The following is a 14365-nucleotide window of genomic DNA, read 5'->3' as shown; positions in this document are numbered from 1 at the left end:
GCTCACTCCCCGAGGAGCGCGTCCAGGTCGCGCAGGTTGTAGGCGACCGCCTCGGCGACCCGCTCGAACGGCAGGTCCAGGGCGGCGGGCAGGGTGTGCGCCCAGAAGGCGATCAGCTGGTCGGCCCGGTTGCGCGCGCCCGACGGCAGCTTGGGCACCATGATCTCCAGCAGGCCGAGCTGGTCGGCGGACATGCCGGTGACGAGGTGGTAGAGCGGGTCCGGCACGCTGGGGGCGCCCGCCAGGCCCTTCGGGGTGGCGTTCATCAGCTGCTCGCTGACCAGGCTGCGGAACTCCTCGTCGCCGCCGATCACCCACTGCTCGTAGGCCCGCAGCATGCTCGGCCACGACGACGCCTTGCCGTACCCGGTCAGGGGGAGCGTCATCGAGCCGCCCTCGACGTCGATCCGGATCCGCGCCGGCGAGCTCGGCTCGCCCTCCACCACGCTGACGCGGCCGTTCCACAGCAGGCAGAGCAGCCGGTGCAGGATCCGGACCCGGTGCTCCTCGGTCGTGGCCAGGTAGCCGAAGTCGTAGCCGAGCCGCTGGCGCCACTTCAGGTGGTCCTGCGGCCGCTCGTCGCGCAGGGCGTCGGCCCAGCTGTGCAGCACTTCGCGCAGCTCGCGGACCTGGGTGACGCTCATCGAGGTACGCAGCTGCACCACGGTCACCGAGTCGGCGTCGATGTTGCGGAAGTCGGGCACGCCCGGCAGGTCGATCCGGTCCTTGAGGAACCGTTCGAGGGCCGGGTCCTTGGCCGGCGCCGGATAGGAGACCAGCACCTTCAGATCGCCGGTGCCGTCGGGGGTGAAGCCGCCCGGCACCAGGTCGGCCAGCTTGAGCTGGAACTGCCGCACGTGCGGGTCGTCGCCGCCGCCCGCGGCGGCCTGGGCGAGGATGTCGGCCAGCGAGGGCAGCAGCGGCTGCTCGCCCAGCGCGGCGGCCTCGTCCTGGTCCTTGAAGAGCTTCTTGACCTCCAGCTTGAGCCGGTCGCGCACCCAGGTGAGCGCGTCGGCCGGCTTGCCCGTGCGCCAGGCCAGGTCGTAGGCGTGCCGCCAGCCGTCCGGGCCGATCAGCGCGTTGGCCACGGCGGCCTCCCCGTCGGTGGGGCGCAGCAGCTGCCGGGAGACGAAGACGTCGACGAAGCGGCGGACGACCGCGTCGTAGAAGGACTCCGCGCCCGCGGGCGGCAGCAGGTGGTAGACGCCCACGCGGGTCTCGTAGAGCTCGCCGGCCCGGCGCGCGAAACGCTCGGCGTCGGCCTCGGCATGCTCGACGAAGACCTGCGTGAACTCGCGCACCTCGCGGATGAGCTGCTTGCGGCGCGGCTCCCAGCGGGGCATCTGGTCGGCCCACGCCCGGTGCCAGAGCGCCTGGCTGCGCCACAGGTACCAGGTGTCCTGGTCGGCGATCGAGGCCTGCACCTCGGGGTCGGTCCACTGCGCCTTGCGCAGCAGCCGGTCCCGCATCGGCCGCGGCTGCGGCGGGGCCTCGGTCATGTTGTCGTACGGCTTGCGCGGCTGCGCCCGGCGGTGGTCCAGGAGCCCGGCGAAGCCCAGCCGGTCGGCCTCGTGCACGTCGCCGGGCAGGCCGACCACCACCCGCCGCAGCCGGAACGGGTCGACCTGGCCGAGCGCTTCGAGCGCGCCGCGGCGCACGTCCATCTCCTGGGCGAGGGCCGGCACGACCCGGTTGAGCTGCCGTTCGAGCGAGGCCAGGTTGTCCTCCATCGCCCGCATCCGGTTGGCCAGCGACTTCTGGATCTCGGCCGCGCCGGTGGCGGGGCGCACGTCCGGCAGCGGCAGCGGCTCGCGGGTGTTGAGCGGCTCGAGGTTGGTGGTGGTGAACATGCGCCGGATCTCCTCGACGTTGCTCTCGGCGGCGCCCGGCGGCACGGCTTCGAGCTGCGTCACCGCGCGGGCCAGCAGCCGGGAGCTGACCAGGTCGGCCAGCTCCTCCACGGGGACGGTCATGGAGGAGACGAAGGCCGTCGAGACGCCCCGGTTGCCGATGCCGGAGGCCGCCGGCACCTCGCGTTCCACGGCCCGGTTGATGAAGTCGTCGGCGAAGGACGACTCGCCGCGGTCCTCCATGCCGCCGCCGTCGCCCGAGGCGCGCGGCTGGGTGCCGGCCAGCGAGACGATCAGGGAGGCGATCGAGCGGTGCAGGTCGTCCCGCTCGACGCCGGGCGGCATGGTGAACAGGAACGCCGTCTGCACGGTGCCGGTGGCCAGCCGCACCTCGCCCCTGCCCGGGTAGCGCACGCCCAGCTCGCCGGCGATGCCCTGCTCGTCGACCTGCGTGCCGGCGTGCGGCGCGTTCTGGTCGTCGATCAGCCGGAACAGGTCCAGCAGGCTGGAGCCGGCGTTCAGGCGGGCCCGGCGGCCGCCGCCCTTGCCCTCGGCGAAGGCCGACGGCATGACGACCAGCGGGTAGATCCGCGCCCTGATGTGGTTGCGGGCGAAGGCGTCGCCGATCAGGTGCAGGTAGTCGTAGAAGATGCCGCTGCCGGTGCCGCCCGCCACCGAGTAGGCCACGAAGACGTCGCAGCTGCGTCTCAGCCGGCCGCCCAGCGCGGCCAGCTCGCTGCCCGAGTTGCTGATCGCGCCGATGGCGTCGTCGATGCCCTGCACCACCGGCCCCGGGCCGTGCCGCATCCGCTCGAACAGCGCCGCCCTGGCCACCGTGGGCAGCTGCCCGGCGCCGCGCATCAGCGGGGCGACCAGCGGCTCCTGCTCGCGCGGCGGCAGCCAGTCCTTGACGTGGTCGCTCAACGTCGCCCGCAGGCTGCGGGCCACCTCCGGGTAGGAGTCGAACTTCGGCACCACGTCGTGGATCAGGTGGGCGGTCCGGCCGGCCGCCGGGAACTCCCGCTCGGTCGGCACCACCCGGCGCCGGGTGCGGGTCAGCTCGGCCTCGTTGAGGTCGACATAGACGAACTGCAGGCAGGAGGGCAATTCGTAGGGCTGGTAGTTCTGCCAGCTGAAGTTTCTGATCAGGTCCATGCCGTCCGGACCGCACAGCTCGTCCCGCAGCCGCCGCTCCAGCTCCACGCCGACCCGGCAGCCGGTGCCGCCGAGCCCTACGAACATCATCGGATCGAAGATCCTCATGCGCCCCTCACAACAGGTCGTCGCCTGGCATCGGTCTGTGGGTCCTGCTCTGGTACGGCTCCCGCGAGCCGTACGCGGGTTCCGCGCCCTTGACCCGGGCGTCGTCGACGCCGAGGAACACGCCGCCGGGCAGCGGGATCGGGCGTCCCGGGCGCAGCGGCTCCAGCTCCTGTCCGGACGGGTCGCGGACCAGGACGGTCTGGCCGCCGCCCCGGCGGGCCGTGTAGCCGGTGCCGAAGGTGCGCACCAGGCGGCCGGCGGAGATCTCGAAGGTGAACTCGGGCCCCTCGCCGAGGGGCGCCTGCATCTTGCTGACGTACGGCTCGCCGGGCCGTTCGAAGAGGTAGAAGGTCAGCTCGCTCGGGTCGGCCGCCCGCATCCGCGCGCGCCTCCTGAGCAGCAGCAGCGGCAGGGCCACCGCCAGGATCAGCAGGAGGATCAGCAGGGCCTGGAGCAGCCGCTGCCACAGCGGCGTGGGCGGCTGCACGTCGACGTCGACGAACTCCTCGGCCACCACCTGCCCAGTCGCGTCGAGCACCTGGACCGAGCCGCCGACCGGGCCCTTGGGCGCGTCGGCGCCGATCCGCAGCTTGAGGCCGTGCTCGGAGGTGCCCGCCGCCGCCTGGAAGCGCTGGACGGACAGGCTGACCGTGCCGGGGACGTCGACGAGCCGCAGCGTGAGCTGGGCGGGCTCGGCGTCGTTGGTCACGCGTACGGTGCCGGAGACCTCCCCGCCCGGCTCGACGGTGGCCGCGTCGAGCTGCACCTGGGCGCGGAGCCGGTCGGCGGGCCCGGCGACGCGGGTCGCGTACGGCCGCTCGTCGCCGGCGACGCCCGGGCCGGTGACCTTGCCCAGGAAGGACAGGGCGCCGGTGGCCGAGGCGGGAATGGTGACCTGGCCGGAGTATTCGCCGTCGCCCTGGGCGCGGTCGGGGCCGTCGCCGGTGTCGCGCAGGTCGACGGGGAGCTCCTGGAAGCCGTCGCCGGACATCCGGGCGGTGAAGCGCAGGCCCTCCAGCGCCGCCGGGTCGGTGATCGTGCCGGTCCTGGTCTGCAGGCGCAGCCGGACGGCCACCTGCTCGCCCGGCCGCGGCCGGGGGTTGCTCAGGGAGATCGAGGCGCGCAGCGCGCCCTGCCAGACGACGGTCGCGCTGACGTCCTGGCGGCTGACGCCCGGCGGCGACGTCAGCTGGACCCGCCACTTGCCGGGCAGCGGGTTGCGGATGCGCAGCGACTCCACCGGACCGGCCTCGCCGGCGACCTGGAAGGTCGAGTCGTTCTGCTCGCCCTGCTTGGGCACCTGGTTGCCGTCGGGGTCGAAGTAGGCCACCCGGATGCGCCGGTCGCGCTTGACCACCACGATGGAGCCGTCGGTCGCGATGACGGGGATGTTGACCTGGAGATCGACGGTGGCGTTGGGCTCCAGGGAGTCGGTGACCGACTGCTCGATGCCCGCGCACCGGGCGTAGGCGAACGCCTCGAGCAGGGATCGCTCCACGTCCGCCGAGCTGGCGACCACTCTCGCGCGGGGCGTGGCCGTCTCCTGGTCGCCGCAGGGCTGCCGCCAGCCGCCCGCGGCGAAGGCGTCGAGGCTCGTCTTGTCGGCCGAGCCGAAGCCCAGCGGCCAGATCTGCACCCGCGCCTTCTCGGCGTCCCGCAGGCTCCGGTCGATCTGCGCGCGGGCGTTGCGGTTGCGCGCCTGGGCGTCGGCGCCGTACTGCGGGCTGTTCCTGACGTCGAGGACGCCGTCGGTCAGCAGGAACACGATCTTCGCCCGCTGCTGGTCGTCGGGCGTGTTCATGATGTCGAGCGCCTGCTCCAGGGCGGCGGCGTGGTCGGTGTCGCCGCCCTCGTCGCTGTTACGGCGGCGCAGCTTGTCCACGCACCGGCTCAGCGACTCGCGGTCCTGGGCCGTCTGCACGCCGGTCAGCGGGCAGGCGATGTCCACGGCCGCCTGGCCGGGGCCGTTGGAGCTGCCGAAGCCGACCACGGCCACCTGGGACTGCGGCGAGAGCTCGCTGAGGGCGATGAGCTGGGAGGCGGCACGTTCACGGGCGACGTCGGGGCCGGACAGGCTGCCGGACTCGTCGACCAGGACGACGACGCGGACGGGTTTGACGTCAGAGGGCTGCGAAGCGCTCGCGGCCGTCGGTAACAGCACCACGGCAGCGGTCACGGCCAGGGCGAGAAGGGACCTGAGGGATGGAGTGACGCGCACATTTCCTCACAGTTGCCGTTTTACCTATCCGCAGAACGGAGAGGGGCCACCAGAAGTTTCTGCCGCAGTTATGGACGCAACACAAATCTGATTAAGTAGGTCCGAAAATCGATTATGGAGCAGACATATTCAAATCCTAAGGGGAGAAATGGCGGGTCAGGCGCCGAAGTGACGGAGAGCGGCCCAGATACGAGGCCGGGCCGGGAAGCGGCGGCGAAGCTCAAGGGCGACGTCGTGCACGTGCCAGGCCGTCGAGCGCTCGCCCGCCTGCCGGCTGACGTCCAGCAGCGCCAGGCGGACCTCCTCCGGCACCGGCCACATGGCGGCCACCACCTCGCGGAAGGCCGCCAGCAGATGCGCCGGCAGCGGCGCCGCGCCGTCCGCGGGCTCGCCCACGCCGGAGATCACCTCGTGCCGCGGCAGCACCGCGAGCCGGCCCGGCGAGCTCGCCAGCTCCGCCACCTGGTGCCAGGTGCCCTCGAAACGCACCTTGCTCCGGGCCGGCTCGTAGGGATCGGTACGCGACAGGTCCGCGGTGCGCACGCTCCTGGCGGCCGGGGTGCGCAGCGCGTCGCGCGTGTCGGCGAGATAGGAGGAGGTGACGTGGTCGAACATCGTCCGTTCGCCGTCGCTCGCCGCGTGCAGGGGCAGGAAGCTCAGGGCGCCCGCCGCCGACCACCACAACCGCCGTCGTCGCTGCCCCGGAGCCCGGCCGAGCCACCCGAGATGGGCCAGCACGGGCTCGCCGACGAGCTGCCACAACCACGCCAGCGTGTCCGCGATCGGCCCGTCGTCGGGCCAGTCGGGCTGTCGCGTGGCGGCGAGCAGGTCGCGGGCGTTCCTGCTGACGTCGTCCAGGGTGACGCCGCCCAGGTGCAGCACCTCGATGCGGCTCTCGTCGAGCACCAGGGCGTCGGTGCGCCGCTCGCAGACATTGATCACGATCATCGGCCCCCCGGACGCGGGCAGGCCGGGCAGGGCGGGCCCGCGGTGGTCCGCCAACCGGCGCAGTCCCGCCTGCGCCAGCCGCAGCGCGCCGGCGGCGTCGCCCCGTTCCAGCTCGACGGCGGCGGCCTCGCTGCACAGGGTGGACAGGTCCTCGTCGGCCGCCCGGCCGATCTTCCCGCACAGGTTGATGGCCTGGGCGTAGGCGGCCGAGGCGCGGTGCCAGCGTCCGGCCGACACCTCGCAGCCCGCCCACGTCCGGGCCGCCCGCAGGCGCACCGGCGTCTCGGCGTCGGACTCGGCCAGCCGCTGGAGGTGGTCGGCCGCCCCCCAGAGGTCGTGAACGTCGTGGAAGCTCTCGTACCGGGCGATGAGCAGCCGGGACAGGCTCTCGTCGATGCTCGCCGACCGGCTGCCGTCGCGGTCACGGGCCCTGAGCAGGAGTACGCGGGCGTCGTCGGCGACGCCCGGCCGGCGTTCGATCGCGAACCGTTCGAGCCGCACCTCGCCCAGGTCGTTCAGGACGTCGCAGGTCAGGCGGTGATCGCGGGGCAGCGGCAGGCGGCCCAGCCGGTCGAGTGCCCGCCGCAGCGCCTCCTCCCCCTGCTCCAGGGAGGAGGAGGTGCGTTTCAGCCGGAACTCCTCCAGATGGACCCGTCCCAGCCCTGCGCAGATCCAGGCGAGCAGCGGCTCGCCGGCGGCGCAGGAGCGCTGCGCCAGCCGTAGCTGCTCGGCCGCCTCGGCCAGCGCCTCGACGCGCCCGCCGCGGCGGAACTCGGCCAGCAGGTGAGCGCCCAGATCCGCCCGGCAGGCCAGCACGTCGGGGTCGTCGTCCTGGGCGAGCGAGACGGCCCGGCGGAGCAGGCCGAGCGCGCGTTCGGGCCTGCTCCCGTCCACGGCGAGCAGGATCCTGGCCAGGGTGCCCGCCATGAGGGGGTGGGCCGGGTCGCGCGGGGAAGGGGGCCGCAAGGCGGTCTCGCAGCGCAGCAGCAGCTCGCGATCGGCGGCCCCGCCGGTCCACCGGGCGCTCTCGATGGCGGCCAGGGCCAGGCCGCACACGTCTCGCGGGCGAGCCCCCTGCCCCTCGGTGGCGCCGAGGAAGGTCACCTTGGCCTCGCTGAGCGTCAGCGGGTCGCGGTCCCACCGGAAGCGCGTCAGCATCGCCCAGCCGAGGTGGCCGTCGATCACGTCGAGCCGGTCCCGGCCGGCCAGTTCGGCTTCGCCCCGTGCGCGCGACAGCAGGGCCACGCAGTCGTCGAGCGCTTTGCGGTCATCGTGCTGGCGGGCGCGGGCCAGCAGGGCGACGGCGAGGGAGACCGCGGTGCCGTACCGGTGGGGATCTCCGGGCCGGCGCTCGCGCAGCGCCGTGCCCCAGAGCCGGCGCAACGCCGGGACGTCGGCGCCGGAAAGGCCCGGCTGAGCCGGGCCGATCCCCGGCGGCAGCAGCCCGGCGCTCTCCAGATCGGCGAAAGCCTCCCGCAGCGTCCACGGCTCGCCGCCGGAACCGGGCGCCACCATGGCCCAGAAGCGCTGCTTGCGCCCGATGCCCGCGGTGCGGCGGCCGATCTCCGCGGACACCGCCGCCCGCACCCGCCGCGCCTCCGCCGCGGGCAGCGCGCTCTGCAGGACGGATCGCACACCGGGCTGGAAGGCGAACGTCTCCGTCTCGCCCTGGCGCCGCAGCAGGCCGCTCAGCAGGACCTCGGCCATCGGCAGCGGATCGGCCTCGCGGAACATCGAGCGCTGCACCAGCCACATCAGGCCCAGGTCGAGCGGCTCGGTGTAGGACAGGTAGCCGGCCAGGCGGTAGGCGTGCGTGGAGGCGCCCTGGCGGAAGCCCGCCACCCGCGTGGCGGCGTCCTGCCGGGACGGCCTGGGGCTCTTGGCCGGAGGCGTGCCGCCCGCCATGGTCACGGCGCAGATCAGCCCGTGGTCCAGCGAGCCGGTCACCAGCCTGGCCCAGGGCGCCAGCCACGGACCCTCCGGCCGGATGACGGGGACGGGCGTGCCCTCCAGCTTCTCGCCGGAGAGCGCCTGGAATGTCAGCGAGCGGTTCGCCTGGGCGGGCACCGGAGAGTGCAGCAGCCCCGGAACGGGGGCCAGGGCCGTGCGGTCCCACAGCTCCTCCGGCAGGGGGTGCAGGATCGCCGACGGCCCGGCGTCGGCCCATTTGCGTAGTGCGGCGCCGGCCGTGCCGTCACGCCACCTCGGCCCGCAGCCGTCGGTCAGCACGAGCGTCAGCCGCCGCCCTGTCATGTCGATCAGCGCGGCCGGATCGTGCGACTGCGCGCCCGGCGTGGCCGAGGCGCTGATCCGGACGCGCCCGCCGCCCCCGTGCATGTACCACAGGCGGACGTCGCGGAAGGGGACCTGGAGGAGCAGGTCGTGCAGCTCCCTCGCCAGCGGGCGCCAGACCCGCATCGAAACGCTCACGTCCACGACGAAGGCCACGTCGAGCCAGCGGCCCGAGGCCGGTCGCAGGACGGGGGACCAGATCCGCTCGTGCGCGATCCGCTCGACCGTCCGCTCCTCGTCCACGTCGACCTCCTCGCCCGCGTCGACGTATCTGCGGAACGGGCGCAGGGCATGGACGAACTCCCTGGGGCGCTCGATCGCGCGCGGATAGGCGAACAGCTCGATGGGCACCGCCTCGGCGGCGTCCGGATCCTCCCGCGAGGAGCGCTCGTGCCGGTCCGGTACGGGAAGCGGCCGGGGCGGCGGGCCGCCGGCGATCGGGATCTTCGGCGGCGGTACGGGCGCCGCCACGGGCGGCCGCCGCGGCGGTTCGGGTCCGGGTTCAGGCCTGGCCGGCGGCTCGCCCGGAGGCCGGGGCTCCGGGGCAGCCTGCCGGGCTTCTTTCCGGGGGGTCATGTGCGCGGCGAGCCAGGCCGCGTCGAGCAGTTCGCGGGCGCTGAGGTCGACGCCTCTCGCCCGGAGCAGCTCCAGCCAGCGGTCGAGGCTCATTCCCGCTCCTGTGGCCCGTCGATCGGCTGCATCGCGAGCTTGAGCAGCTGCTCGCGGAGCTCGCGGTCGCGGACGTCCTTGATCATGAAGACCGCCGACAGCAGCTGGTCCACGGGAAACTGTCCGGACTGCGATGACTTGACGAACTCCGCGATCCCTTCCTCCACCGCCTCGTCGGCCACGCCGGGCAGCTGCGCCCGCAGGACCTTGCCCAGGTGAACCCGGTCCTGGTGGTGCTCGATCCGGAGCTGGAGGCAGCGGCGCAGGAAGGCGGGCGGGAACTCCCGTTCGCCGTTGCTGGTCATGACGATGACCGGGAAGTTCGCGCACCGCACGACCCCGCCGCGGACCTGGACGGGCTGCCTCTCCGCGGTGAGGACCTGAGCGGTCTCCTCCTTGGCGGTCATGGGCCGCACCAGCTGCTTGATGGGGAACTCTCCCTCGTCGAGGGCGTTGAGCAGGTCGTTGGGGAGGTCGAAGTCGCCCTTGTCGATCTCGTCGATGAGGGCGACCCGCGGTCGCCGGTGCGGGTAAAGAGCGGTGCCCAGCGGCCCGAGCTGCAGGTAGTGGCCGACCGGCGGCATCGGGCCCCTCTTGGCGAGCTGCGCGTCGTGCAGCCTGGCCACCGCGTCATAGGAGTACAGGCCGTCGACGAGTTTGGAGCGGCTGGTGACCTGCCAGCGGAGCACCGCCCCAAGGCCCAGCTCGTAGGCGATGCGGTAGGCGAGGCTCGACTTGCCGCTGCCCGGATCCCCCGTCACCAGCAGCGGCCGGCGCAGGACGAGCGCGGCGTTGACCATCCTGGCCTCGTCGGTCAGGCCGTCCGGGCCGACGGCGCCCGCCGTCTGGTAGGTCTCCCCGCGCCGCAGGGCCACACCGGTCAGCTCCGGGGCGTCCGGTGAATCGTCGGGCGGGCTCTCCATCGAGAAAGCACGCCAAGGCGGCACCGGGCCGAAGGAATGGCAGACGCGGGGTCGGCCCGAGCCCCTGTAAACAGGCCATGTGAACCCATCGGCCGGCGACTGCAATTCAGCCTCCTCGCTTCGAGTCTAGGCGGATCAGGAGGAATGGAAAGCGTCATAATCGAAACGCAGATAATCCGCGGTGAAAGGATCGTCGAAAAGCAGGACGAGTCCGGCGCCGCAGTGGTCCGCCCCGTCGATCTGGGCCTCGCCGCGCAGCTCTCTGACCTTCTCCGGCAGCGTCGCGAGGCGGACGTGCGCGAGCTCTTCGGCGAGGCGGGCCATCCTGACCGCCCCGGGGCACGGCTCGGCGCCGAGGCTCGGCCCCGGGCAGGGCGAGCGCCACCACAGCGCGACCGGAACGCCGAACCCGATCGCGCACCTGAGGAGCTCCTCCGAGCCGCAGGAGAGCACGAACCCGGCACGCTCCTCGATCCGCACCGAGAACCAGCCCGCGCGCCGGACGGCGGAATAGGCGACCAGCTCGTGCCGGCAGCCGATCTGGTGCAGCGGGAGCGGCATCGCGTCCTTCAGCGCCTCCCAGCGCATGTCGCGCCAGTTCCGGAAACCCCTGCCCGAGGTGTGGTCCCGGACGACGATCGGGAAGCGCGTGCCCAGGGGCATGTCCTTCTGCTGCTCCACCAGGCCGGTCCACTCCTCCACGCCGAGGTCCAGCAGCTCGCCGGGGAGGTTCAGGTGGACCTCGGGCTCGCCCATGGCGCGGCCGAGCCTGATCAGCGGGCCGAGGAGATCCCTCTTCAACGCCTCCTCCAGCTCGCCCCGGCGCAGTGGGACGGGATTGCGGGGCGGGCGGTGGGCGGCCGATTCGGCGACCGCGTACCGGTAGAGGGGCGCCCCGGCCTGGCGGGCCCGCAGGTCGAGGCCGACATGGACGGCTACGGCGGGCGCCCCCTCCGATGGCGGATCCGCCGCCGTGCTCCGCAGCGCGATGCGCCAGGCCCGCTCCTGACCGACGATCTCCGCCCATACCTCACCGCATTCCAGGAGCCGGTCCCGTTCGCTGGGGCCGAAGCTCGGGAGCAGCTCCTTGATCAGCCCCAGCACGGGATGCAGGTCCCGCCCGGCATCGTCGCCGAACACGTGGTGGGCGATGTCCCAGTAGTCGTGTACGAGGTCCGGCTCGGCCCGTTCCGGGTTGGCCCGGGCGAGCAGTCCGGCCGGATCGTCCGGCGGCGGCTGCCCGGCCAGCAGGGTGAGCAGGTCGGCCTCGGCCCGCGCGCGCTTGCCCAGCAGGTTCGCCCGCTCCCCGATCCAGGCCGGGGTGGAGGCGTGGAAGCGGATGTTCTCCCGCCAGATGCTCTGGTAGAGCTCGGGCCGCAGCCGCGCCAGCTGGAGGAGGCTCACGGCCAGGCCGCCGAGGTCGTCGTTGGTGCGGCGCGTGGTCTTCATGACGCCGCGGACCGCACCGCTCCTGAGGTGGATCACCGGAGCGCCGGAGCAGCCGCCGGTGACCTCCACCAGCTTGATGCGCAGCTCGTACTCGTCGAAGTCGTCCACGAGGGTGGAGGACGGATGCGTGAGCCTGAGGCGGTCGCGGCCGTACTCCGCGGGGCGGTAGTTGTCGGCGCAGGCCGCGAGCCGGTGATGGTCGTCCAGGTCGGGCTGGCCGAAGCCGATCCAGGCGCACGTCCTGCCGCCCGGATCGCCGTCGATCTCCACCACGGCGAGGTCGGGCATGGCCCACATCTTCTCCGGTCCCTTCACCGGCGGCAGGACCTGACGCACCGTGCCGGTCAGCGGCTCATGCCGGCCCGGCCGGACGAGGTCCAGCCTGGCCCCCTCGGAGGTGGCTTCGAGCTCGCCCAGCACGTGCGCGCACGTGAGCACGTGCCGGGGCGTGACCAGGAAGCCGGTTCCCTTCAACTCGCCGCCGTCGTGGCCGCAGACGGCGACGGCGCATCGGTCCAGGAGGGCCATGAGGCTCACGCGGGAAGCTCGCCCTCCTCGGCGCGGTTCCAGGTCAACGTCACGGTGACGCTGGCGTTGGTGCTGACGTCGGCGAGCCCGGCCAGCCATTCCCCGGCCTGGCAGCCGACCTCCAGGCCGAACTCCAGGCTCACCTCGTCCGGCCTGATCCCGGCCATGGACTTGTGCACGCTGCTGACGATGCCGCCCAGGGTCTCCCCGAACCCCTGGAGCTTCTTGACCGCCCTGCCGCCGAAGACGTCCTGCGGCCCGTCGTCGTGCTCCCGGTCGGCGGGCGCGTCGGCGGGCGCGACGGTGGCCGCCACCCAGATCGTCTCGCCCGTGCTGAGCTCGACCTTCTCGAAAGTCCTCATTCAGTCCTCACTGGTTGTCCGGTAGATGAACTCGACGCCGTTGATCATGACCCTGCGGCCGAGGGGGCAGGTCGCGGTGTCGCTCCGGCCGGGCAGGCCCTCCGGCGCGTACGTGATCGTGATGCCGTCCGCGGCCGCTCGCACGTCCACGGTTCCCTTGACGCTGCCGCCGGGCAGGTCCAGCTCGGGAGCCAGCTCGGCGGTGCGGACCGAGCGCCGCCCGCCGAGGTGGACGGGGCCGAGGGTGTGCTCGTCCCAGGCGTCCTCGGCGTCCTTGACGTACGCCGACAAGAGCACGCCGGTCATCTTCGGCGGCCGCCGCCTCCGGGCCCGCCGCCACCACAGCAGCAGCACGATCAGCGCCGCGACGAGCACGACCGCGGCCGCGGCGGCCCACCAGGAGGGGGCGCCCCGGTAGGAGCCGGTCACGCGCGCCGCGTCGGTGCCGATCTGCTGCTTGCCGTAGCTCAGGCCCAGCAGGCCGAGATCGCCCTCCCACGGCGTCTGGACGGTCGCGCGGACCCGGACGGTCCGGGACAGGTCGAGGGCGACCGGCTGGACACGGATGGCAGAGGGCTCGGCCCACGACAGCTCGATCGGCACCGGCACGGTGCGGCCGGGCTCGATCCGGATCGGAGCCGGCAGGGCGGAGCGGCCCGTCACGCGCTCCTTGCCGTCCGAGACCTCGACCTCGACCGCGCGCAGCTCCAGCGGCAGCACCTCGGTCTGCGACCGCACGTCGAGCGTGAGCGAGCCGGTGCCGCGGGCCAGGTCCAGCCGCACGTCCGGCTGTTTCCAGGTGGCGGCGACCCCCCGCTTGAGGTCTGCGGCCACCCGCCGCCTGGCCTCGGCGCGCAGCGAGTCGTCCTTGACCATCGACAGATCCTTGGTGGCCTGGCTCTGCCGCGGGTCCAGGATCTGCGCGTTCGCCGGGAAGACCCGCTCCACGATCTCGTCCTGGTGGCGCCGGACGTCGGCTCCGCCGAACGGGAAGGTGTAGAGCAGCGGCTGGGGCTTCAGCCCGGCGGCCTGGTCGCGTAACCTGTCCCAGGCGGGGCCGTTCGCGCTGCCGTACGGGCTCCCTGGCGCCGGCTCCTGTATGCCGTCGCTGACGAGCATGACCGCGGCCAGCCGGCTCGGGTGCTCGCGCAGGTAGCGCACCACCCACTCCAGGGCCCGGCCGATGTCGGTGTACTCGCCGACCGGGGTGGGCAGGCCGTCGATGTCCGCGTCCGTCTCCAGCGCGCTGCGGTGGTAGGGCCTCCTGTCGAAGCGGACGAGGGTGACGCTGTCCTGCTTGCCCTTGGCTTTCAGCAGGCCCTTGAGCTGCTGCTTGACGGCGGTCTGCTGCGAGCTCATCGTGCCGGACGTGTCGAGCAGCACGATGTAGTCGGCGGGACGCTCCTTCAGGTCGAGCGCGTCGTAGAGGGCCGTGGGCTCCGGGTCCGCCGCCGCGGGCGCGGACGTCGGCCAGGCCACCAGCACGAGGGCGGCCAGGATCGCTCGGGCCCTCACGAATCGCTCTCCTTCATCAGGTAGTCCGTGTTGCGCCTCAGGGCGACGTCCTGACCCAGGCCGTCCAGGATGTCGAGCTTCGTCTCGATCTGGCCTCGCTTGGTGGCTCCGACCTCGCCTCGGTCGAGCATGGCCAGCGCGCTCTTCTTGAACGCCGTGCTCTCGGCCAGGGCCTTGTCCAAGATGGCGGCGGCGTCGATGATCAGCTCGTCGGGGCACTTCCGGACCGCCTCCTCGGCCAGTTCGAAGGCGCACTCCAGCAGCCTGAGCCGGGCCAGCGGGGCGTCGCCGGACCCGAGTTCCTTGACGATGCCGGAGAGCTTCTGCAGGGCGATTGACGGGTTCATG

The 14365-nt window shown here is 73.1% G+C and carries 8 protein-coding genes; all 8 read right to left on the bottom strand.

Annotated features, from left to right (window positions below; translation table 11 throughout):
- Positions 1 to 2 precede the first annotated feature (2 nt).
- Entirely contained in the window at positions 3 to 3095 is a 3093-nt protein-coding gene (locus HD596_RS54995; protein ID WP_221520051.1) for a tubulin-like doman-containing protein, read from the bottom strand.
- A gap of 25 nt (positions 3096 to 3120) precedes the next feature.
- Positions 3121 to 5289 carry a vWA domain-containing protein gene (locus HD596_RS54990; protein WP_185077353.1) on the bottom strand — a complete coding sequence of 723 codons (2169 nt, stop codon included), beginning with the start codon at positions 5287 to 5289 and terminating at the stop codon, positions 3121 to 3123.
- A 198-nt stretch (positions 5290 to 5487) separates the two neighbouring features.
- The gene (locus HD596_RS54985) at positions 5488 to 9240 is read right to left on the bottom strand and encodes an SAV_2336 N-terminal domain-related protein (RefSeq protein WP_185077352.1); all 3753 of its coding nucleotides are present in this window, start codon (positions 9238 to 9240) and stop codon (positions 5488 to 5490) included.
- A complete protein-coding gene (locus HD596_RS54980; RefSeq protein WP_185077351.1) occupies positions 9237 to 10163 on the bottom strand; it encodes an AAA family ATPase in 927 nt (308 codons plus the stop codon). Before HD596_RS54980 ends, HD596_RS54985 begins: the two co-directional genes overlap by 4 nt.
- A gap of 135 nt (positions 10164 to 10298) precedes the next feature.
- The gene (locus tag HD596_RS54975; RefSeq protein ID WP_246558438.1) at positions 10299 to 12140 is read right to left on the bottom strand and encodes a VMAP-C domain-containing protein; all 1842 of its coding nucleotides are present in this window, start codon (positions 12138 to 12140) and stop codon (positions 10299 to 10301) included.
- Between the two features lie 5 nt (positions 12141 to 12145).
- On the bottom strand, positions 12146 to 12502 hold the full coding sequence (locus HD596_RS54970; protein ID WP_185077349.1) for a CU044_2847 family protein: 357 nt from the start codon (positions 12500 to 12502) through the stop codon (positions 12146 to 12148).
- The gene (locus HD596_RS54965) at positions 12503 to 14017 is read right to left on the bottom strand and encodes a vWA domain-containing protein (RefSeq protein ID WP_185077348.1); all 1515 of its coding nucleotides are present in this window, start codon (positions 14015 to 14017) and stop codon (positions 12503 to 12505) included.
- Positions 14014 to 14364 (bottom strand): hypothetical protein, encoded by a 351-nt coding sequence (locus HD596_RS54960; protein ID WP_185077347.1) that lies wholly within the window; start codon positions 14362 to 14364, stop codon positions 14014 to 14016. Before HD596_RS54960 ends, HD596_RS54965 begins: the two co-directional genes overlap by 4 nt.
- Position 14365: the final 1 nt, after the last annotated feature.

The organism is Nonomuraea jabiensis (assembly GCF_014204795.1).
In the GTDB taxonomy this organism is placed as follows: domain Bacteria; phylum Actinomycetota; class Actinomycetes; order Streptosporangiales; family Streptosporangiaceae; genus Nonomuraea; species Nonomuraea jabiensis.
This window is presented reverse-complemented; position numbering and strand designations above follow the sequence as displayed.

Excerpts from the sequence above, each read along its gene's own strand:
- HD596_RS54995 (WP_221520051.1), bottom strand. The coding sequence starts at position 3,095 with ATGATGTTCGTAGGGCTCGGCGGCACCGGCTGCCGGGTCGGCGTGGAG.
- HD596_RS54985 (WP_185077352.1), bottom strand. The coding sequence starts at position 9,240 with ATGAGCCTCGACCGCTGGCTGGAGCTGCTCCGGGCGAGAGGCGTCGAC.
- HD596_RS54980 (WP_185077351.1), bottom strand. The coding sequence starts at position 10,163 with ATGGAGAGCCCGCCCGACGATTCACCGGACGCCCCGGAGCTGACCGGT.
- HD596_RS54975 (WP_246558438.1), bottom strand. The coding sequence starts at position 12,140 with ATGGCCCTCCTGGACCGATGCGCCGTCGCCGTCTGCGGCCACGACGGC.
- HD596_RS54970 (WP_185077349.1), bottom strand. The coding sequence starts at position 12,502 with ATGAGGACTTTCGAGAAGGTCGAGCTCAGCACGGGCGAGACGATCTGG.
- HD596_RS54960 (WP_185077347.1), bottom strand. The coding sequence starts at position 14,364 with ATGAACCCGTCAATCGCCCTGCAGAAGCTCTCCGGCATCGTCAAGGAA.